The 21,059-nt window shown below is 43.7% G+C and carries 19 protein-coding genes; 3 read left to right on the top strand and 16 right to left on the bottom strand.

The features are described 5' to 3' along the window. Positions 1–67 precede the first annotated feature (67 nt). The 8 genes from J5X92_RS02580 to J5X92_RS02545 form a co-directional block, all read right to left on the bottom strand. A complete protein-coding gene (locus J5X92_RS02580) occupies positions 68–1,060 on the bottom strand; it encodes a HupE/UreJ family protein (protein ID WP_126871827.1) in 993 nt (330 codons plus the stop codon). Positions 1,061–1,064: 4 nt separating this feature from the next. Further along, positions 1,065–1,913 carry a peptidylprolyl isomerase gene (locus J5X92_RS02575; RefSeq protein ID WP_244360045.1) on the bottom strand — a complete coding sequence of 283 codons (849 nt, stop codon included), beginning with the start codon at positions 1,911–1,913 and terminating at the stop codon, positions 1,065–1,067. 24 nt (positions 1,914–1,937) lie between these two features. Further along, the gene (locus J5X92_RS02570) at positions 1,938–3,410 is read right to left on the bottom strand and encodes an agmatinase family protein (RefSeq protein WP_260563416.1); all 1,473 of its coding nucleotides are present in this window, start codon (positions 3,408–3,410) and stop codon (positions 1,938–1,940) included. 69 nt (positions 3,411–3,479) lie between these two features. Continuing rightward, complete coding sequence (locus J5X92_RS02565; RefSeq protein WP_126871828.1) at positions 3,480–5,924, bottom strand: TonB-dependent receptor; 2,445 nt, start codon at positions 5,922–5,924, stop codon at positions 3,480–3,482. Between the two features lie 239 nt (positions 5,925–6,163). Beyond that, complete coding sequence (locus tag J5X92_RS02560; protein ID WP_126872066.1) at positions 6,164–7,732, bottom strand: sulfotransferase; 1,569 nt, start codon at positions 7,730–7,732, stop codon at positions 6,164–6,166. 9 nt (positions 7,733–7,741) lie between these two features. Next, positions 7,742–8,635, bottom strand: coding sequence for a response regulator (locus J5X92_RS02555; protein ID WP_126871829.1), 894 nt, complete (start codon positions 8,633–8,635; stop codon positions 7,742–7,744). Between the two features lie 171 nt (positions 8,636–8,806). Beyond that, positions 8,807–9,748: a M56 family metallopeptidase gene (locus J5X92_RS02550; RefSeq protein ID WP_185864133.1), complete on the bottom strand. Its 942-nt coding sequence runs from the start codon at positions 9,746–9,748 to the stop codon at positions 8,807–8,809. After that, positions 9,741–10,178, bottom strand: coding sequence for a BlaI/MecI/CopY family transcriptional regulator (locus J5X92_RS02545; RefSeq protein ID WP_185864134.1), 438 nt, complete (start codon positions 10,176–10,178; stop codon positions 9,741–9,743). The genes J5X92_RS02550 and J5X92_RS02545 overlap by 8 nt, the downstream gene beginning before the upstream one ends. A gap of 100 nt (positions 10,179–10,278) precedes the next feature. On the opposite strand from J5X92_RS02545, the gene J5X92_RS02540 reads away from it, so the two are divergent. Then, positions 10,279–12,345, top strand: coding sequence for a TonB-dependent receptor (locus J5X92_RS02540; RefSeq protein ID WP_126871832.1), 2,067 nt, complete (start codon positions 10,279–10,281; stop codon positions 12,343–12,345). Between the two features lie 110 nt (positions 12,346–12,455). Here J5X92_RS02540 and J5X92_RS02535 read toward each other — a convergent pair whose 3' ends face one another. Beyond that, entirely contained in the window at positions 12,456–13,313 is an 858-nt protein-coding gene (locus J5X92_RS02535; protein WP_126871833.1) for a hypothetical protein, read from the bottom strand. A gap of 191 nt (positions 13,314–13,504) precedes the next feature. Between J5X92_RS02535 and J5X92_RS02530 the strand changes: the two genes are divergently transcribed. Together J5X92_RS02530 and J5X92_RS02525 are read left to right on the top strand one after the other, a co-directional pair. Next, a complete protein-coding gene (locus J5X92_RS02530) occupies positions 13,505–13,747 on the top strand; it encodes a helix-turn-helix transcriptional regulator (RefSeq protein ID WP_126871834.1) in 243 nt (80 codons plus the stop codon). 193 nt (positions 13,748–13,940) lie between these two features. After that, entirely contained in the window at positions 13,941–14,135 is a 195-nt protein-coding gene (locus J5X92_RS02525; protein WP_126871835.1) for a transposase, read from the top strand. A gap of 121 nt (positions 14,136–14,256) precedes the next feature. Here the strand turns inward: J5X92_RS02525 and J5X92_RS02520 are convergent, their stop codons facing one another. The 7 genes from J5X92_RS02520 to J5X92_RS02490 all read right to left on the bottom strand — a co-directional run bounded on the left by J5X92_RS02520 (position 14,257) and on the right by J5X92_RS02490 (position 20,846). Then, positions 14,257–15,036 (bottom strand): helix-turn-helix domain-containing protein, encoded by a 780-nt coding sequence (locus J5X92_RS02520; RefSeq protein WP_126871836.1) that lies wholly within the window; start codon positions 15,034–15,036, stop codon positions 14,257–14,259. Positions 15,037–15,100: 64 nt separating this feature from the next. Continuing rightward, complete coding sequence (locus tag J5X92_RS02515; protein ID WP_126871837.1) at positions 15,101–15,814, bottom strand: ABC transporter ATP-binding protein; 714 nt, start codon at positions 15,812–15,814, stop codon at positions 15,101–15,103. A 1-nt stretch (position 15,815) separates the two neighbouring features. Beyond that, positions 15,816–16,574 carry an ABC transporter ATP-binding protein gene (locus tag J5X92_RS02510; RefSeq protein WP_126871838.1) on the bottom strand — a complete coding sequence of 253 codons (759 nt, stop codon included), beginning with the start codon at positions 16,572–16,574 and terminating at the stop codon, positions 15,816–15,818. Continuing rightward, the gene (locus J5X92_RS02505; protein ID WP_126871839.1) at positions 16,571–17,539 is read right to left on the bottom strand and encodes a branched-chain amino acid ABC transporter permease; all 969 of its coding nucleotides are present in this window, start codon (positions 17,537–17,539) and stop codon (positions 16,571–16,573) included. Before J5X92_RS02505 ends, J5X92_RS02510 begins: the two co-directional genes overlap by 4 nt. A 9-nt stretch (positions 17,540–17,548) precedes the next feature. Further along, complete coding sequence (locus J5X92_RS02500) at positions 17,549–18,412, bottom strand: branched-chain amino acid ABC transporter permease (protein ID WP_126871840.1); 864 nt, start codon at positions 18,410–18,412, stop codon at positions 17,549–17,551. A 48-nt stretch (positions 18,413–18,460) separates the two neighbouring features. Beyond that, positions 18,461–19,645 (bottom strand): ABC transporter substrate-binding protein, encoded by a 1,185-nt coding sequence (locus J5X92_RS02495; RefSeq protein ID WP_126871841.1) that lies wholly within the window; start codon positions 19,643–19,645, stop codon positions 18,461–18,463. A gap of 31 nt (positions 19,646–19,676) precedes the next feature. Next, entirely contained in the window at positions 19,677–20,846 is a 1,170-nt protein-coding gene (locus J5X92_RS02490; protein WP_126871842.1) for a DcaP family trimeric outer membrane transporter, read from the bottom strand. Positions 20,847–21,059: the final 213 nt, after the last annotated feature.

Below are 21,059 nucleotides of genomic sequence, written 5' to 3'. Positions count from 1 at the left end.
AATACCCCATCTCTCCCTTTCTATATCAGGCTGATTAATAGTGCTTTAACCGTCTCTTGAAGACAGGTTAAATAATCCCCCCACCAAAACCATTAATGCGTTCAATAACCCAAAACATGCCCAGGGTACCTACTCCCATTAACACGCTGTAACGCATCTGGTCGGCATACGGGGTTTTGGTGAACAAAGCGCCAACCGCGTAGATAACACCAATAAACACCACCTGGCCGACTTCCACCCCAATATTAAAGAACAAGAGTGCCAATGTAATTTCATTTTGCGGCACCCCTAACTCGCCTAACGCACTGGCAAAACCCAACCCGTGGATTAAACCGAATAGGGCGACAACGCCCAAACTGGCTGTCATTGCTACCTTTCTTGCGTTTCGATTGCATAGGATTGCTTCGCGCGCCATTAAGCAAATTGACAAGGCAATTAATACTTCAACGGGCGCAATAGGAAGGGTGACAAGTTCAAAATAAGACAGAGCAAGGGTAAGAGAGTGGGCAAGCGTAAATGTACTCACTAGCCCCAATAGTTTATAACCACGGGCCAATAAACATAGGCAAAGCACAAAAGCGAGGTGGTCCCATCCAAACCAAATATGCAGCATACCTTGCCACAAATACCGTTTAATGGTTTGCCCCTTCGATAACGTCAGTGCGCCGGGCTGTACCATGGGCACCACCATGGTATTCAATGAACGCTTAAGAGTAAGACTAAAGTTGCTCGATTGCGTATTCACTCTTAAATTGGCGCCGTCTAAAAACCAAGGCGTAATAATTTCAGCGCCGTCACCGAGTTCGTCCGTACAGGCAAATTCATAACTCAGTATCGTGTTGCTGCCTAACCGTTGCTGATTTACCGTTTCTATCTGGCAGTAGCTGGGCAACTGAAGGGTTTTACTGCTGGCAAGCGAGGTAGGAAGCTGCGCAGTAAATTGGTAGGTATTTTCCATTTCACCATCGGATAATCTTAATTCTGCCGCCGAAAATACATCCGCACTTAACGGAAACACGCAAAACAATAAGCACATAAAAATGGCTGAATTTCTTAGCATGTGGCTACTCCTTAACGTTCTTAATAATGCGGTATTTGTCGCCTAAATCATCAATGTAGTCTTTCACTGCACTATCGAGCCGGTCTACCACGTAGTCGTTCGTCACCTGCATTTTTGCTTCGTCAAAAGTGAGTGGCGATCGAGGCGTTGAATGCGTAACCTTGACAAAATGCCACCCTAAAAGCGATTCCTGAGGGCCATACCATTCACTAAAGGTATGCTTATCCATGGTGTCTAAAAAAACTTTGCCGAACATGCCTCTTATCATGCTTACACCATAGGCAGGCATTAATCTGCCACGCCAAAACTCATCCCCTTTCACTTCCACACCACGGGTGAGTTTTACTAAAATTTCCTCACTGTTATCGGGAAGCTGTTCAAAAAATACATGCTGAAAGCTGTAGGTGGGTTCTACGTAGTAACGGTCTATATGCTTAAGATAATATGCCACTAATTTAGCTTCGTCTGGGTCAGGTAAATAGCCGGTTATCTGGTAACGCATTTCCTGAACCAGTTTTTCGCGAACTTCGGGGTCGATCAGGTGCATACCTGCATCAATAGCTTCACGAAAAAGTACTTCTTCGCGAATATAGTCGTCTTCAATTTTTGCTAAGTCGGCTTGCGTGGCTTGGCGACCGGTCAGTAATTCAAATTGCTCAGCAAATACGTTTCTATTCGATTCACTCAGTTCAACGGCATCACTATCATCCTCTTCGAGGCCGTAATAAAGGCCAAAAACAATGACCCCTAAGCCAAGAAACATCACTAGTGGGTCTCGAATTAATACCTTCAACATTTGTACTACACCTTCATTCTTATTCTGATAAGCAAAAAAAGCCGGTAATAAATGCATTACCGGCTTCCCATTCTCTGATTTTTACTTTTTTGGCTTGGCGTAGTTAGTGTCTATTTCTTCCCTAAGCCCTTCTTTACGCGCTTTTTCACCTGCTTGCGGTTGCATATGTTCAGTAGTCAATTCAGAAAGGAAATACGGGTCTTCAATGCCCTCCCTTCTCATTGCCACACCTGTCAAACACGCATGGAGAATAAAGTTAGAATTCAGCGCAGAGCGATACGTAGGATCTAGTAGGGGATCAAGCTCGACAATTTCAAACCCAATAATATCGTTTTGTGCGCATAAGCCTCTTACGATAGGAATTGCTTCACGCATGGTTAAACCGCCAGGTACTGGCGTACCTGTACCCGGTATAAATGCAGGGTCTATAACGTCAACGTCAAAAGAGATATAGAGTTTATCTACATTTTCACGGGCTTCTTTAAGCGCCGTATCCATCACCTGCTTCCAACCTTTTTTCTCTACTTCAGCCATGGTGTGATAACGCATACCGTTATTACGCATCCATTCGAAGCCTTCTGGACCAGGCCAAGGCCCACGCAAACCTATTTGAATGAAGTTTTCTGGTTTTACATGCCCTTCTTTTACTGCTCGATAAACAGGTTGGCCATGTGTTAACCAATGCGCTTGGTTTTTACCCGCATCATAGTGCGAGTCGAAATGAACTACGCCGAAGCTTCCCTTACCATGAACATCAGCTAACGCCGCAATATCTGGGTATTCTAAGCTGTGATCACCGCCCACAATAAAAGGCATGGTGCCAGTTTCAGCAATTTCTCTTACTCGCTCGCGCACATGCTGTACCGAAAGTTCGGTACTCATGTTATCAATGGCAATATCACCATAATCTACGATACTCAGCACCTTACTAGGATTCACCATAGTGCTCATATCAATACCACCTGCACCATACTCATTACGCATGGCTTGCGGGCCAAATTTTTGCCCGCGATAGTAAGAGCCCATATCCAAAGGAGCCCCCACTATAGCGATATCTACATTTCCTGCAATTAGGTCATCTGGATAGATAGCGAGAGGAGCGTTCGCGAAAGTTTTTACCCCCCCAGAACGGCCACTCATATAGCGGCTTAAATGAATTGGGCCAGGCTCTCTTTCAGGGGTGAGGCTTTTAGGACGCTTCGCTTTCCACGCATTAAACCCTTTTGCTTCGGTATTTAAGGGAATAGACGCCATGTCTGTTTCCGGGTTAAATTTGCCCGCTTCCGCGACTTCAATCATTCCGTCGAGGTACGCTTCAATTTCTTCAGCCGACTTTCCTTCCATCGACTTATAAAAACGCTCCATAGTACCTAGCAACATGGTAGGGAGTGGTGACTCAAGAATCTCTAGCTTTTCCTCGGGTATACCCTTAGTTTTTTCTTTAAAGCTATCGGGCATGGGCATGTCAGAATCTTCCGCATATACAGATGCACCAAGCGAACAAATAAGTAAACCGCTTAGCACTGCGCCAAGAATACAAGAACGTGTAATCACTTTATTTTCCTTACATTTATTATGTGGGCTCAGCTAAACGCTGAGCCCTATTGTTACATTCCAAAATCACTACATTCCAAACTGGTAACTAAATTTAAGACCTACTGTACGAGGCGTTAAAATATAGTGCGCATAGCTTCGCTGTAAGTCACTACCTCTGTTACCATATTCAATGTCGCCCCAATTGCGAGAGGTAGATGTGAAGGCGTATTTATTGAAAAGGTTGTTTACATAAAACGTGACACTCCACGCTTCATCAGATAACTTAGCGCTGATATTACTTAACCCGTAACCCGGCAACGCTTCACCATAGTTGCGTAAGCCCAAAGTCGAATACACATCACTTTGCGCAGTGAAGCCATAACTAAGATCTAATAAACGATTCCATAATTCAGTCGAGTAATTTAGCCCTATGGATATTTGGTGCTCTGGAGAACCAGGAAGCCTATCTCCCTCATAAACTGTGTCACCAGTGCTACCATAAATGCCCAGTGCATCATCCGTCATTTTAGTTTTCGCATAAGAGTACGCCGCGTACATAGTAAGCTCGTCACTGAGAGTCGCCCGAGAGCTAATTTCTATACCTTTTGCATTCGCGCCTTCAGCATTAGTAAGAATTCCAACCGCACCATTTTCAGTGATGCCTGATACTTGAGGATCTTCCCAATCCACATTGAAGGCAGCAACATTGAACGTAAAGCGACTCTTAAACCATGATGTTTTTACACCAGCTTCATAGTTTGTTGTTGTATCTGCGTCGTACATCGCCTCGTCAGGTAATGCACAGATAAGCTGATTGGTAATGTCATCAACGTTAGGCGGACAAGCTGCCACAGTATTTACACCGCCAATTCTAAAACCTTCGCTGACAGTGACATATCCCATAATATCTGACGAAAATGCATAGCTGGCGTTAAACTTAAATAAGTTACCATCATCATCCCCTTCCGCTGTATTAGGCTCAAAAACGATAGAATCGGGATCCCGTCCTGTAAAAACCGTGTAATAGAGAGGAAGATCAGTATCTGATTCGGTTTCGACCTCATAACTGTATTGGCGTAAGCCTATGGTGATATCAAGCTTGTCGTTAAACGCATAGCTAATTTCACCAAACAATGCCTGTTCTTTTATTTGGTCAATACCATAGGAAATGTATTCAATACTATCTGGACGAAGTGAACCTGAAGCACCCCAGGTATCAATGGCGAACTCATCAAAACCTTCAACCTCTTCCCTGTAGTTGCGGTTGAAGTCATTTTTGTTGTAATAAGCGCCCACTATCCAACTTAGAGGGCCTTCACTATTGCTAACTAAACGAATTTCTTGGGTTAAATTTTCATCTTCACTAGTACTGGTTGTTAACCCTGAAAATGCAGGGAACTCTTCATAACCATAGCTTAATCGAATCAATAAATCGGTAACGTCAGAGTTAGAATCACGGGTAGTTTTCGATGACCCTGTAGCAGAAACCAAGGTAGCAAAGCCCAAGTCGGCTTCAACTTCTAAGCTCAAAAGTTCGTTTTCACGCTCCATGGGCTCCAGGAAACGATAAGCCGCGTCGTATTTTCCAACAAGATCGCCAATTGGATTTTCATCACCTAAAGACTGATAGTGAACGGTAGAACGAGCACCGATATCATCTTTTTGGTAAAAGTATGAAAGTGTAGTATCTAGCCAGTCTGTGGGCACCCAGCGCAATTGTACTTTTGCTGCCGTTTGTTCGAATGTGTTTCCATCTTCGACACTATAAAGGTTCGCATCAACTTCTGATTGATCGGTAAAGTCTGGGTCCGGCAATGATGTGCCAGACTCACGAACTAAATAATCGTAGTCGATAAAACCGGGGTCATCTGAATAGTTAAATGCAGCACGAAAACCAAGGGTGCCTTCCATAATAGGCGCATTAAATACAAAACCTGCCTCTCCCCCCATGCTTTCGCTTTCACTAGTTTGATACAGGTCGCCATTTACCGACCCAGAAACAAAGTCTAAATCTACTTTTTTAGGAATATAACGTATTGCGCCACCGAGTGTTCCAGCTCCATACAAGGTGCCTTGTGGCCCAATCAATACCTCTACTCTGTCAATATCAAGTAAACGTAAATTCATGAACAAAGGAATTTCGCCAACGTAGGTAGCTACCGTTCCACCATTTGAACCTGGGCCAGATGAATTGGTGTTAAGGCCTCGAACGATAATAGGCGACTCTGAACGACCACCTTGATCGTTTACCGTTAAACCAGGCACCCATCGCGCAATATCTTCGAGCTCTTCTAAATCTTGTTGCTCCATTAGGTCGTTTGTAACGGCAGAAATGTTAATAGGGACTTCTTGCAATGATCCTGCGCGTCGCGTTGCCGTGACTTCTATGGTTTCTAGTGCAACAGCTTTTTCCGCCTCTTTCACTTCTTGTGCCGCTACACTAGGCACTACAATAGCAGATGCCATTGGCACTAATGCGGCGGTGATTGCTGCAGCTATGCGATTCTTTTTATTTCGTTCAATGCTTTTCATAGTGGTGTACTCGTAATTGCCTGTGAACTTTACCCTCGTTTGACATGCAGAAAACTGCTGGACGCTGCATTGGATGATCAATTTGCGATGGGTTCTTATTTTATTTGCAGGATTATTATGTGCTGGCTAGGTTGCAACGAGTACTGGCATTATTCCTATTTCGACTACGTCATTTGACGCACTTTCTCTGCCAAATCAAATAGTTAAATTATTGTTAAACAAATGTCGCAGAATTTAACTTATTGATTGAAGATAGCCTCTAAGTCATTGGTGTGGGGCTTGTAATGTTGCCAACGTCCTATCGAGTGCTGGTTGATGGGCATTTTCACCTGCATTTTACTCGCCGTTGACACAGGTGCGGTGTTCCCTTGCATGTGTAAACAACTTTCGTCCCACGATAATTCACAAAACGCGAGTAAATCGGCGATGTGTCGTGTTGGATTACATACCAAGGCCTCGTAGTTCAACAGCATAAAGTTATCATCATCTATGACGTGCCAGTGTTCTACCCAGTCCATGCATTGGCGGTAGAAAGACGCACAGGAAACTAGGCTGTGGGTGTAATAATAATGAGGGTTGTGAATACTAAATAACTGCCGAAAATTCCCCACACAGGTATCCATTGGATTTCTCTGCAAGCAAATAATCTTTGCATTGGGAAAAGCTCGACGAATGTAGGGAAGATAGAAGAAATTAAACGGGAGCTTATCGACGAAGTGAGCACTATTACCTATGTGCTGTGTTCGCGCAAGGTATGCCTGCGCAAGTTTATTGTAGTCGATACTTTCAGCTTTTTTTAACGTGTTAACGTCTAAAACGTTAACGCTTTCGCTACCCGACATCTGCTTTAAAAGGGTACTAAAATCCTGCAATTCACCACCGGAACTGACCTTCTGATGGCTACTTAAGATTCGTTCCACCAAGGTCGTGCCAGACCGCGGCATGCCTACTACAAAAATTGGTCGAGTGCTGCTTTGTGAAGAGGGTGACGAGGGCGAAATATGCGCGTTTGACGCAAAGGCCGCTTTTAAATAATCAAAGAGCAGCCTGTCGGCAAACTCGTTATAAGGTAGGTGTTTCTGCTTCTCTTGCTTCGCCTGAGTTAATACGTCAAACGATTGGGTATAATTGCGTTGTTTTTCTAATTCCCGCGCTAGGCTGTGGCTTAAATGCAGCCGCGCTTCAAGGGATTGAGTATCATTGTCTAGCTTTTGCTTTAATTGCGTTAAATGACGGCGTATTTCATCGCCCTTGGTCAATTCAGACAGCGCAAAATGCGCTTTATAATAGGTCGGATCGTAATCTAGCACTCGCCAAAGGGCTTTCTTTGCTTGTTCAAGCTCACCACAGAACTTACTTGAAACCGCATAGTTGTAAAGAAAACTTGGCGTAGGATTTAGGGCGTTAACCGCCTCGGAAAAATACACCAGCGCCCGAGCATGTTCGTTACACGTAGATAGGGCTACGCCTAGGGTATCAGCCTGAATAGGAGTTTGAATATCATCGACTTGCACTGTATTGGCTATAGCAATAACACCGTCGGTTTGCCCCAGTAGAGCATAAATCCGGCACAACAAAACACGAAATTCGACTACGTTCTTATATGCAATGGCGTGCTTACAGAGCTCTGCCGCTTTATGTAGCTGCCCTACACTGACATTGATTTGCGCCAGTAACTGATACGCTTCACCGACCCTTTCGCCCGCTTGAATTAAAGACACACACTGTTTATGTGCTTGTTTAACGTCACCCTTTTCAAAATGAGAGTACGCCTGTTGTAACGGGCTACTGGTATAAGGCTTTGACATAGTCATTTGCTAGTTCACTGACAGCGCACGGATCGCTATCCCTGCGGCTGTGGTTCTATTTTCTACCCCTAACTTAGCGAATACTTGCTCTAAATGTTTATTCACCGTTCGCGGACCAATATCGAGAATTTGTGCTATTTCTTTATTCGTCTTACCGTTGGACAACCAGTAAAGTACTTCTGATTCTCGACCGGTTAAGTTAAGTGTCGCTTTCAGCTTTTCTTCGCCCGACATGGCTTTTACAGCATGATTAACACGAAATATACTGTCTCCGTTTTCCCGTTGAGACACCAATGCCAGTTCACATTCGCCACCCTCATAGGATACCTGGTACACAACGTCATTCTGCCCAGGTGTTAGCAAAACGTGCTTCACCGCAGGAATTAAACTGTCATTAAACCAGTCATCAGCGAAGGGGATATTGGATAAAAAGTCGTGAGTTTGAGGCGTAGCCCAAAGAAGTTCTCCCGCGTGATTAACAGCGAATAAGTTTTGGCCCATAGAATCTAACGCTTGCTGTGCGCTAGATGTGATTTGCGCATTATTCGCGTGGATTTTTATACGCGCCACCAGTTCATCGGGGTTTACCGGCTTGACAATGTAGTCCACACCACCAGCATTTAACCCCTTCAACGTGCTTTCAGAGTCAGTCAAGCCTGTCATAAAGATAACGGGAATATGCTGTAACTCTCTGTTTTGCTTCAGCCTTGTACATGTTTCGAACCCATTTAATTTGGGCATCATGGCATCAAGTAAAATGATGTCTGGTTTGATTTGTTCAGCAATGGTGATAGCTTGGCTACCCTCTAATGCCACAAGTGTACTTATCCCTTCCTTTTCAAGAATATCGTTAATTAAGCTTAAGGAATCGGGTGAATCATCAACAACTAACACCGTGTACATAAACGCCATCCAACTAACTTAAACGTGCTGATTATACTAAAGGTTAATATCTCAGTATAAACATATATAGCGGTAATAAGAATGGGGTATTTTGCGTATTTTGAACCTTAAAAGTAGCGTTAGTTTAGCTTTTCCTCTGTCTTTCCTCACACCAATTAAAACAACATGAAATTACTGCAATAGAAATTCCATAAGCGGATGACCCACGGCGACAGCAATCAACGTGAGTAACATGCCAAAGACTAACAAAGAGATATAACTTACCGCATACTGTATCAACGTACTTTGGGGCTGGGTTAATAGCTGATTCAACCGCTCGCGCCTTTCACCGCTTGCGCCCTGCTCTCCTGTTTGTTGGCAAGCACATAGGGGTAAATCGGCAAGGGTAGTGTCGTGCCCCGCATTGTCTAAAGCGAACATATCACATCTAAGTTCTAGCCCATTAATTAAGGCATGACGATAGGCCGTGCGCCAGCGTTTTGGCCACAGGATCATAAAATAACGTACGCACATTAGCTTAATATTGTCTAAATGGCGTACGTGATTAAACTCATGCAACAGCACCAAGTTAAGCTGATTGTTCGTCAAATTTTCCACTAACCCCTGGGACACGTAAATTTGTGGGCGCAACAACCCCGCGCACCAAGCAGAAGGAACCTGACTGTTTACTCGCTGATAAATTTGATTCATATCAGCCTGTGGGCCTCTGGCACTGGCAAGCTGTAATAACTGGTGAAAGCGTTTATTCAGGTACAATTGGCGCGCTATCATTGCGATAGTGACACACAGCAAACCAACGGCAAAGGCTAATACTCCAGCACCTAAAGTAGATGATGTAGGTATGTATAAGTCATGAGGCCCACAATGGCTTTCATGGCAATGTTCACCCACAAAATAGCGGCTTATAGGGGGAAGTTCGTTAATAATGAGGCTAAATGCCGCACAAACAAAGGGAAGCCACACCAAAGTAAAAAGCAATTTTACTTGTACATCTGGTGAAAACGGCACACGTTGTGTGTTTGCTACCCGCCAACATCCGGCCACGCACCAAGATAAGAGTAATGACAGCAATAACCAGGAGGCAAGAAGCGCTAGAAAACTCGTATCAGTCATCCTTCTCCTCATGGGGAGGAAGGTAATCTGAGAGCTTTTCTGCCTCGTTGTCTGACGTATTCCCTTCAATATAGGACATAAAACCACTGACTATAACTTGGGATTCACCGTCACCCAACTGGTCGGCAATTTCCCCCATTAAACGACTGACCACCGTGCTTTGAGATAATGCTGGAGCATATTGGTACGAGCGCCCCTGCTTATAACGGGTAAGCATGTTTTTACGGAATAAGCGTTCAAGCGTACTTTGCATTGTACTCAGCGAGAGTTGCTCATTAGCAAAAAAGGAAAGCACCTCTTGAGCACTTAACTCTCCGTGTTGCCACAACACCTTAAGTACTTCTATTTCACGCCCACCTAATGCAGGGAGATTTTGTTGCGAAGGCTTTCCGCCTAGCCACTGACTTAATCCCCGATAAAGCTCTTTCACGAACACCGACCTCTTATAGGTTTTAGTAAAGGCATTAATAATACAAAAATGCACGTTACCAGAAAGTGCCCATTTAACGTATAGCTATTAAGGAACTATTGTGAAAAAAACGCTCATAGCACTGCTTGTTCTAGCCGCTTTACAAGCTAACGCTCAAGAAGACGACAGCCATGATATTGAAAAAGTCACAGTGTCTGGTAGACAAGTCAGCTTAATAGGAGAAGCTATTTCAGCATCACAAGGGATAGTAGGCCAGGAAGAAATTCGACTACGCCCTATTTTACGTACAGGTGAAATACTGGAATTCATTCCGGGCATGGTCGTCACGCAACACAGTGGGACGGGCAAAGCGAACCAATACTTTTTACGTGGTTTCAATTTGGATCACGGTACTGACTTTGCCACTTTTGTTGATGGCATGCCGGTGAATATGCGCACCCATGGTCATGGGCAAGGCTACACCGATCTTAACTTTGTTATCCCAGAATCGGTGCAGTCTCTGAACTATAAAAAAGGTGTGTACTACGCTGATATAAGCGATTTCAGTGGCGCGGGTAGTGCAATGTTAAATACTACCAACAGTGCCTCGACTCCATTAGTTAGCGCTACTGTTGGAAAAAATAACTTTCTAAGAATAGTAGGTTTAGGTGGTGTCACAATTAATGACACAAACCGAGTAGTTTTGGCAGGTGAACACAATACCTACGATGGCCCTTGGAGCGACATTAGCGAAGACCTAGATAAAACCAATGTGTTAGCTAAATGGGTGAATAAGCAAGATAAGGCCGAATTCAGCCTAACATTTATGGGTTATGACAATAGTTGGAACAGCGCAGATCAAATCCCCAAGCGCGCGATAGAAAGCGGGTTAATTGATGAATTAGGGTCATTAGATACCACAGTTGGCGGTCAGTCTGATCGTTATAGTCTTAGCGCGAACTGGCGATCCGAAAACCTGGTCGCAAGCGCTTATGTGATGTCGTACAGTATGAACTTGTGGTCCAATTTTACTTATTTTCTTGATGATCCTGAGAATGGCGACCAATTTGAACAAGTCGACGACCGCACAGTATATGGCGGTGAAGCCAGTTATAGGTACGAACACTCATTGTTAGGTAAGCTATCTACCACCACGTTTGGCACGCAATTTCGTATAGACGATATCGATGAAGTGGGTTTATATCACACTCAAGCCCGTCAGCGTTTGGGCGTAATTCGTAGTGACGAGGTAACAGAGTCGAGTGTGGGTGCCTATGTGAACAACGAAACCTATTGGACGCAACGCTTACGCACAGTGCTTGGCCTGCGCTACGATTATTTTGATTTTGACGTCCGAAACTTAGCCGGTGTTAATGCAAATAGCATCGATTTATCGCCAAATAGCGGTGCGTCTAGTGATGACATCACGTCGTTAAAAGCGAGTGTGGTATACACAATTTCCCCTGAATGGGAATTGTATGGAGCCGCTGGGCAAGGGCTACATTCTAATGATGCTAGAGGTACCACCATTCAAATAGATCCCAGTTCCGGCGACGCTGTTGACGCGGTAGACCCGCTGGTTCGTTCAACGGGTATTGAAGCCGGTTTGCGGGGCTTTATTGATGAAAAGCTGAATGCCTCGTTGTCAGTGTGGCAGTTGTCCTTAGACAGTGAATTGCTATTTGTAGGTGATGCAGGCAATACTGAAGCCAGCCGCGCATCTAAACGTAAGGGGGCGGAAATCGCACTTTACTATCAGCTCGACCAAAATTGGTCTATCGACCTTGAATATGCCTACACAGATGCGGCCTTTACCGATGCATCTTCTGAAGGCGCTCACATTCCAGGTGCGATCAAAAACGTGGTACAAGCTGGGGTGTCTGCTCAATTCGACAACGGCCTATTTGGTAGCCTAAGGGCCCGACATTTTGGTGAACGCCCACTTATTGAGGATAACAGTATCACTTCAGACGCAAGTACCGTATTTAATTTACGCGCAGGCTACAAAATGAATAAATGGGTTTTACAGTTAGATGTACTTAATCTCACTGACAGCGATGCTCACGACATTGATTACTATTATGCGTCTCGCCTTTCAACCGACGCCCAAGACACTGAAACCGACGATATTCACTATCACGTGATAGAACCTCGTACCCTTCGTGCTACAGTGATGTATCAGTTTTAGAATCTTACGCATTACGGCACCTTTAGCCGTAATGCGTCTCTTTTAATAATATATTACACCACCGATGCCTCAGCATCTAAAATACGAGAGACATATGAAGTTAAAAAACATTAATAATCTTCTAAGCCCATCGCGATACGCTGCCTCCAAATATGTCTTTCTTTATCAAGCGTGGGTTGAAGTACGTCGTAAAAATCCTTCACAAGTAGCGCTTCGCTGCAGAATTCAGAGAGTTTATCTTCTGGATTTAGCTCGGCGATCTTAGTGAACTGTCTTAACTTTTCACCTAGAACAGTATCCAACTTTGATAACTTATTCAACCTACCGTTGATGAATCGTAAGATATCATGATCGAAGTTAGTGACGTCACCCCCTTCACTTCTAACGGCAAAATATGAACGATACATGCAAAATAAATAGGCTCCAGCGATGGCAATATCTTTGTCGTAGCGGCTCTTGAATTGGGTACTATCTACCGCGTTTAATATACCGCTAAAGTCACAAAAGAACGATGGTTTAGCAACGCAAAACTGCCCGTCCTCAAGGAATTTATTGCAATGAGCTAGCAACTTTTGAATGTTAGCAACCATATCAAAGAGCGCCGTTGATTCTATATTGACGATAGGTTCAGCCCAAAAACGGCTGTAGCTTCCTCCAACCGTTTTGCCTGAAAATTCGTAGCCGTGGAATTCAGCTACTTGTCTCAGAGTTGGCTGACAACAATTTTTTACCTTATTCCGACTAGCCGCCTTCGATATCGCCACACCATAGTTAAACTGATAAAGCTTGTTCATTTTGATGAACCTGCGGTTCAACGCACTTCCATCAAAGTTTTTAGATCCCATGCCATCATCAAGAATAATGTTGTCTTTATTGAGCTCTGCATCTGCAAAAACCACCCGCATAAGTGCGACTCTACTATCATAATCCTTGGCAAGTTCAACGCTTGATAGATCAGAAGTTATCATGAAAAGTTCTCCAAATTTTCTAGTGTCAAGTTGCCTGGTATTAGACAACCCCAATGACTAACTGCTCTTATTTGAGTATTTTTAATCACTAGATTGATTAGATCATCTTTACTGATTAGCTGTCAAGTTTCCATTTAATCATATTTGATTATTATGTTATTGTTCGTGCAACTTAATGGGCATATATGACTATGATTAGAGTATTATTTGTAAAGCTTTTAGATGACAAGAGATTCAACGAAAATCGGAAAATTACGATCAATGAAGTGGCAGAAGAAACAGGGATTGGGCGAGCGACACTAACTCGCATAGCTAATCAACAAGGTTATGCTGTTGGCACTAATATTATTGATAAGCTCTGCGATTACTTTAATTGTGACGTAAGTGATATCTTGCAACGGGTTCCTGATAACAACGAGATTAAAAGCACATAGGAGCAGGTTGAATTGTTTTAACGTTGTCATGATCATGTCTACACCTCCTTGTGGACTAGCCGTTAAAGTATAAGCTAGGGCTAAGTTTCGAGGGGGATAAAAGAGTGTGACAGTATGACCGTCAATTGCTGCCGCTCAAGCGCCTGTGTTAGAACGGCAATAACGTCAAGCTATCAACGGCTAATACTTACTTATGGGCGTTATATACTCAAGATACTCTACAGCAATGGCACGCGGTCACCGCTCAGCTCACATGTTTTTCGGCCCGTTGGTTTTTGTGACTAAACTAGCAACGTTGGTGCCACAACGTAGATTGAATCTTACTCGTTCTCACGGGGTGTTCGCCCATAATAGTCGTGTGCGAGATGTTTGCGAATTTGAGTGCTAGGGTTGTTGCCTGAGTATCTGCTGCATCGAGCATGCTTATCTCAAATTTCGGGCACATGAAATCAATGTGTAGTAGGACATGAATTAGGACGATCAATAGATAATGCAATTAGAATACTCCGTTATTTACGGGAGGCTTCTATGCTGGCCTTCTTCACCGCTAGGACGTATATGCTTTTCGCACTTACCGGCGTTACTTTGCTATTACCCAACAAGCTAATAACTGTGCTTACTGAGCCGTCCAAACTAAAAATAGGAGCACTTACTACATTAATGTCGGGCAAGAAGTCTTCTTTAAAACAACACAAGTTGCTCTGTTTAATGTCTTTTAGTAATTCGTAAAACACTGCTTTTTTTATTGGCTTTCCCATGTGGCGAGGCATAGGTGCAGGCGAATCATAATAATGTTCAACTAGCTCCCTACAGCGCAATTTGGGTAGATGAGACAAAAATACACGCCCGGCGGCAGAAGTAAACGGTGACAACTTTGAGCCCAAACGGATATTCACTGCTAAAAAGTGGCTAGAATCTAACCATTTTATCACTAGCGGTGCATCACCATTCCAGATGGTTACAGTAATGGTTTTATCTAATTCTTGGTGAAGTTTGTCTGCATATTCAAAGGCCACTTGAACGGGGTTTGAGTGTTTCAATGCCGACATCCCCAACCGTATACTGCTGTTTGAAAGCATATATTTGAAATTGTCTAATTGCGACACATAGCCAAGCTTGGTCAAACTAACCAAGTATTTATGAAGCCTGCTGGGGCTCATTTTTGCCAGCTCAGATAACTTGGTCAGTGAGATAGGGCCGCAGTGCTCAGAAATTAACTCCAACACTTCAAGCCCTAATTCTAGGGAGCCAATGCCTTTTCGAGTTGCAATTACTTTGTCGTCATCCATTGTACTGCTACCTCTTCCAAGTGGGGGTTATGGTACCCAAGCTTCCCTACGTATTACAGCGCAATCAAACCGCAAGATTAGTTTCGATAAATGCGCGATTTTCCTCAAGAGCTTGCGAGTCACCGTTAAATTGCACTTTCCCTTTCACAATAAGAATGTGCTGATCGCACAGCGTCTGTAAGACCTTAATGTTTTTATCCACAATAATGGTCGACACACCGGTTTCTTTAATTTTTCGAATAACGTCCCAAATTTCCTTACGAATAAGCGGTGCTAACCCTTCAGTGGCTTCATCGAGTATTAGCAAATCTGGATTTGTTAAGAGCGCCCTGCCTATGGCAAGCATTTGCTGCTCACCACCAGAGAGTTGAGTCCCTTTATTGGTTATGCGCTCTTTTAAACGAGGAAACAAGTCAAGTACTTTGGTATAGGTCCAGTGCGCTTCACCTCGTGAATTTTTGCGCGCGGCCATTTGCAAGTGCTCTTTCACAGTTAAATTGTGAAACATGCCCCGCCCTTCGGGCACGTAAGCAATGTCGTTGCGCATGCGCTTCCACGTGGGTAACGCATCAATTTCATTGCCCTTGTACAGCACTACGCCACTGCGTGGTTTTACTATACCTAAGATAGATTTCAACGTAGTGGACTTACCCATGCCATTACGGCCCATAACACTTACGGTTTGCCCTTTCTTGATGGCAAAAGATACCCCGTGCAAAATATGGCTATCCCCGTACAAGGTGTGAATACCTTTTACCTCTAAAATATTGTCTGTCACGTTAAAATACCTCGTCATCGTTGCCCAAGTAGGCGTCTTGAACTAAAGGGTTTGCTCGAATGTTGTCCACCACATCGGTTATCAAATGCTTCCCATCCACCATCACTGTCATTAAGTCAGACAGCTCAAAAACCGCATCCATATCGTGTTCCACCAGCACAATGCAGTAGCGCTGTTTTAACGACTTAAGCAAATCTACAATGACCAGGGATTCTTCATGGCCCATACCCGCCATTGGCTCATCAAGTAATAACACTTGAGGGTCTGTCGCCAATACCATGGCTATTTCAAGCTGACGTTGCTCGCCGTAACTAATCGTTCTGGCTTTGGTATTGGCTTGTTTCATTAGCCCCACCTGCTCAAGGGCTTCTTTGGCAATAGAGGTTACATGATTGCTTGAATGCTTTGACTTAAACATATTAAAGCTGCTACCCACTCGTTGCTGGGCGGCGATACAACAGTTTTCCAAACATGTTGCGTCTTTGAAAATATTGGTTTTTTGAAAGCTTCGCCCTATTCCTTTACGGCAAAATTGGTGGCTCTTGAGTCCCGTGATATTTTCACCACGATACAGAATTACACCTTTAGTTGCCGGATATGTACCACACAATATGTTCAGCATAGTACTTTTGCCCGCGCCATTAGGGCCCACTATGCTATGTAGTGACTTGTCGTAGAATTTAATATTAAATTCGTTTAGCGCCTTTAACCCGCCCCAATGTTTTGAGAGGTTTTCAGCTTGTAATATGCATTCAGTCATTTACGTTTCCTCACAACCAACTGCTCAATTAGCCCAGCAATGCCGCTTTTTAGTAGCAGTACCATTAAAATAATGAGCGAACCCATCCAGAACATCCAATACTGGGTTATATGCTCAATACCGTAGTGCAAGCTTACGTAAACGAACACACCTAAGATTGCCCCATAGATAGTGCCCAGACCACCTAAAATAGCCATCACTAACGCAGAAGCGGAGACTTCCCAGCTCATCATGGTTGGATTAACAAAACCGTATTGAAGTGAGAACAAATAGCCCGCATACGCAGCTAATGAGGAAGACAATACATACGACACTAAACGGAAGTGAAAGATGTTGTAGCCCAATGCAGTGGCTCGCTCAGGATTTGCTTTTATCGCATCAATCACACGACCAAAACGAGAGTGCAAACTAACTTTACAAAATACGTAGCAATTAAATAGCGACAGCAAACACAGGTAGTAGAAATGGTTTTCGTTATCTAAATCTAAAAAATTTAAACCAAAAATGCTGGTTTCGGGTTTGAGATAAATAAATAACCCGTCTAAGCCGCCATATTCTGTTGAGTCGGCAAAGAAGTAGAAGGTCATTTGCGCCAATGCCAATGTGATCATGATCATATAAATGCCACTGGTTCTTAGCACAATAAAGCCAACAATAAGTGCAATAACACTGCTGGCGGCCATGACATAAAAGGTATACAACCAAAAGTTAACCACTTCGTATTCGGGTATCATGATGGCAAATAAGTACCCTCCCAAGCCGTAGAACATGGCATGACCAAGCGTGATGAGGCCAGCTCTTCCTACCAAGTAGTCTAAAGACATAACAAAAATAGACAAAATCAGCATAGTGGAGATTTTGTTTACGTAAAACGTGTTCTCATTAAGAAATAAGGGAATACCCAAGGCAATAAAGAAAAACGCGAAAATAAATACCTTTTCAGCTTTGCTAGAAAATACAGTCATCGTACAACCTTAACTTTTGAAAAGCCCTTGTGGTTTAAAAATAAGGATAAGTGCCATTAGCAAGTAAATTGTCATGCTCGACATGCTGGGCAACAACACAGATGCGAACGTATCAACAATGCCCACTAACAAGGCCGCCACAAAGGCCCCTTTTATTGAACCCATTCCTCCTATGACCACAACAACAAAACATGAAATCAGTACGCGCTCGCCCATTCCTGGCACTAAGCTCACCACTGGTGCAGAAACAATCCCGGCCAAGGCAGATAAGGTAACGCCAACCGCGAAAACAACGGTAAATAACGTACCGATATTTACGCCCAAATTCTCAACCATTTCACGATTAGACTCACCTGCACGTATCATCATGCCAAGTTTGGTATTGTTGATGACGTAATACATGCCAACGGCAATACCCACGCACAGTACCGAGAGAAATAAGCGATATACCGGATACTCAATAATATCGGTAATTTGAATAGACGATGACAGCAGTTCAGGTACATCAACACCTAGTGGATCGTTACCCCAAATGAAGCTTTGTGCGGCGTTAAAAATAAAGATTAAACCAACCGTTAACAGTACCTGATCGAGGTGATCGCGCTTATAAAGGTGCACTATCAAAAAGCGTTCTATAATAACGCCGATAATCATGGCAATACTGCAAGCAATGATCACCGCCAGCCAAAAACTGTCTGTAATGGCGGCAAAGTAATACACAAGATAAGCGCCAATCATATACATAGAGCCATGAGCAAGATTCAAAATACCCATAACGCCAAAAACTAATGTGAGACCTGATGCAACCAAAAAAAGTAACAGTCCATACTGTATACCGTTTAGTAATTGCACAAGGAAAAGCGACATTTCCATTTCTATACCTCTATGGGGAAGCCCAAGGGCTTCCCTACTTGAAATAACTTATAAACGACAACCACGAGCTGGATCATTTAGGTTCGCCGCGGCTGTTTTAACAACTACGTTTTCACCGTTCTCAACTTTTCTTAAATAGATATTTTGAATAGGGTTGTGCGCCTTAGAGAAATGAAAGTTGCCTCGCGGGCTATCAATTTCAACTTTTTCCATAGCCCTTATTAAGGCTGCTTTGTCAGCGGTATTACCGTTGGTTGCTTCCACTGCTTGAATAATTAACTGGCCAGCGTCATACCCTTGCACGGCATAAAGATCAGCAGGCTTCTTGTACATTGACAAATATTCCGCTCTGAACGCTTTGTTTTTAGGGTTATCCAGTGTGTCAGCGTAATGTAATGTGGTGAACAAACCCTCTGCGGCTTCACCTTGAGCTTCAATGGTACCTTCGGTTAGGAAACCTGAGCCAATAAGTGGAATTTTGCCTCTAAGCCCCATTGCGTCGTAATCTTTAACAAATTTGACAGAGCCACCACCTGCAAAGAACACAAACACAGCATCAGGTTTTATTGAAGCAATTTCGGTTAGGTAAGACTGAAACTCTGTTTTTGGAAACGGCACAAAAATTTCTTTAACCACTTCGCCGCCCGCAGATTCGAAAGATTCTGAAAACGCGGCAAGCGACTCCTTACCGAACCCGTAGTTCCAGCTGAGTGTCACTACCTTTTTATAGCCCATTTCAATTGCTTGATTACCCATAGGGTAAGCGGTTTGCCAAGACGAAAACGACGTACGAAAAACATTCGGCTGACAGAAAGCACCGGTTGCGGCATTAGCACCTGCATTGGGAATTATCATAATAGAATCTTTGTTTCTAACCGATTTTATCATTCCCATCGCTACACCTGAGTGAACCGGGCCAATAATGAAATCAGCATTGTCTTTATCTGTCATCGCAGAAGTTAACTCTGGGGCGCGAGCAGGCTTTGCCTCGGTATCACTGATAATGAATTCAACAGGACGACCAGCAATGGTATTGCCCTTTTCTTTTAGGGCTTGTTTTAGACCGTTAGTAGCTGCCTCCCCCAACCCAGCGTAAACACCACTATATGGCAGCATAACGCCAACTTTTATGGGTAATTCGTCGGCATGTGCAGATATACCTGTCAACACACTTGTCGCCATCACACTACTGGCCAAGACGACTTTTCTAAACGTTTTGTTTTTAAATATCATGGAAAGTTACTCACATTTTGGTAGGTAATTGTTAAAAAGCGTACTTCGCCATTGCTTGAACGCGGCTCATGTCGCCATCGAAACCGTCAACAGTTTCACGCTTCGCATAGGTATATTCCAAGCCAACCGATAGTGGCTTAGTAATGTTGTAGATGTAGTTAATACGCGTGCTGTAGACATCATGTGTGCGCGAACTTACCATTCCTTCAACGGTGTCTACATCTAATGAAGAGAAAATAAGGTTGGTACGAGCGCGTTCGCTCCACAAGTGGCGGTAAGCTACGGTAACGGCGGTAGCGTCGATAGCGTCGAAGTTACCTTCATCGTCAAGGAAGGCGCCATTAGCAGCATTTACGCCGACATAACGGCCTAAGCCCGAGCCACTTGCTACTTGAATGCGGATGTCATCGCCATTGCTTAAGTTAATACGCGATGAAAGCGAGAGCGCAATACCCGTGTCAGAATAATCTTCGCCTTGGGTTTCATAAGCAAGCTGACGCAAGATACCGCCCACTTTCACATGACCCCAGCTGGCTTTCATCGTATAGGTACCAATTAAATCAGGTACAGAGTTGTCATCCGTTGTAATTTGCGCGGTAGTGGTAGTCCCAACTGTTGTCTCTGGGTTTTCCAACGCCACTTCAAAGCCGTTATTTGAATAACGAATCTGCGGCTGGCGGGTAAAGGCTACACCGTCTGTTGTACCAATAAAGTCTACCGATTCAACCAAAGCGCCTAAGTCCATGATGGTTGACCAAGTTTGACCAATAAGCCAGTTGTTGTATTTTAAGTAAGCATGTCGCATACGTGGCGTATAGGAGTTGCTCACTCTCTCATCACCATCAGATGTCAATAGGAAGTCAAATTCAAGCACACCGGTAATGACGTCTTCACCGTCTAATGGCGTATTAGTAGTAAATCTGAACCGAGACTGCTTCGCGTGTGCATCAAATCGACCACCTATACCATCGTCGGTAGCTCCCGTTTGCACCAAAGATGGCACGTAGATATCACGTCCAGGGCCGACACCTTCACCATTTGAGTAGTCGCTATACATCGCGTCAACTTTAATATAACCAGAGAATTTCACTTTGGTGTCAGTTAGGTTCGCCGCCTCTGCGCCAGTAGCAAGGGCTAAACCAACCGATAGTGACAAGGCAAGTAGGCGCTTGATGAGTGTTTTTTGTTTTAAAGTATTCATTCAGTTCTCCGTTGTAAATGTGCCAAGCATGTATGTGATAAACAGAAACAACTGATGTTAAGGTAACCCCAACTTGTAAATTTAGTGTTATACAATTGTTTCCTAGTGAGCAACTTACTGTGAAGATAAATTACAAACCAATACCAAATGAGTGGCTCGCAATACTTAACGGGTATGGCTTTGAGGTATGCAAGTTGAACCTGTAAGTATTTA

The sequence above is a fragment of the Alteromonas sp. K632G genome (assembly GCF_017653625.1).
Lineage (GTDB): Bacteria > Pseudomonadota > Gammaproteobacteria > Enterobacterales > Alteromonadaceae > Alteromonas > Alteromonas naphthalenivorans.
The sequence above is the reverse complement of the archived record's forward strand: the minus strand, read 5'-3'. Positions and strand labels throughout refer to the sequence as shown.

Excerpts from the sequence above, each read along its gene's own strand:
- J5X92_RS02580 (WP_126871827.1), bottom strand. The coding sequence starts at position 1,060 with ATGCTAAGAAATTCAGCCATTTTTATGTGCTTATTGTTTTGCGTGTTT.
- J5X92_RS02575 (WP_244360045.1), bottom strand. The coding sequence starts at position 1,913 with ATGCATTTATTACCGGCTTTTTTTGCTTATCAGAATAAGAATGAAGGT.
- J5X92_RS02565 (WP_126871828.1), bottom strand. The coding sequence starts at position 5,924 with ATGAAAAGCATTGAACGAAATAAAAAGAATCGCATAGCTGCAGCAATC.
- J5X92_RS02560 (WP_126872066.1), bottom strand. The coding sequence starts at position 7,732 with ATGTCAAAGCCTTATACCAGTAGCCCGTTACAACAGGCGTACTCTCAT.
- J5X92_RS02555 (WP_126871829.1), bottom strand. The coding sequence starts at position 8,635 with ATGTACACGGTGTTAGTTGTTGATGATTCACCCGATTCCTTAAGCTTA.
- J5X92_RS02550 (WP_185864133.1), bottom strand. The coding sequence starts at position 9,748 with ATGACTGATACGAGTTTTCTAGCGCTTCTTGCCTCCTGGTTATTGCTG.
- J5X92_RS02535 (WP_126871833.1), bottom strand. The coding sequence starts at position 13,313 with ATGATAACTTCTGATCTATCAAGCGTTGAACTTGCCAAGGATTATGAT.
- J5X92_RS02530 (WP_126871834.1), top strand. The coding sequence starts at position 13,505 with ATGATTAGAGTATTATTTGTAAAGCTTTTAGATGACAAGAGATTCAAC.
- J5X92_RS02525 (WP_126871835.1), top strand. The coding sequence starts at position 13,941 with ATGGGCGTTATATACTCAAGATACTCTACAGCAATGGCACGCGGTCAC.
- J5X92_RS02520 (WP_126871836.1), bottom strand. The coding sequence starts at position 15,036 with ATGGATGACGACAAAGTAATTGCAACTCGAAAAGGCATTGGCTCCCTA.
- J5X92_RS02510 (WP_126871838.1), bottom strand. The coding sequence starts at position 16,574 with ATGACTGAATGCATATTACAAGCTGAAAACCTCTCAAAACATTGGGGC.
- J5X92_RS02505 (WP_126871839.1), bottom strand. The coding sequence starts at position 17,539 with ATGACTGTATTTTCTAGCAAAGCTGAAAAGGTATTTATTTTCGCGTTT.
- J5X92_RS02500 (WP_126871840.1), bottom strand. The coding sequence starts at position 18,412 with ATGGAAATGTCGCTTTTCCTTGTGCAATTACTAAACGGTATACAGTAT.
- J5X92_RS02495 (WP_126871841.1), bottom strand. The coding sequence starts at position 19,645 with ATGATATTTAAAAACAAAACGTTTAGAAAAGTCGTCTTGGCCAGTAGT.
- J5X92_RS02490 (WP_126871842.1), bottom strand. The coding sequence starts at position 20,846 with ATGAATACTTTAAAACAAAAAACACTCATCAAGCGCCTACTTGCCTTG.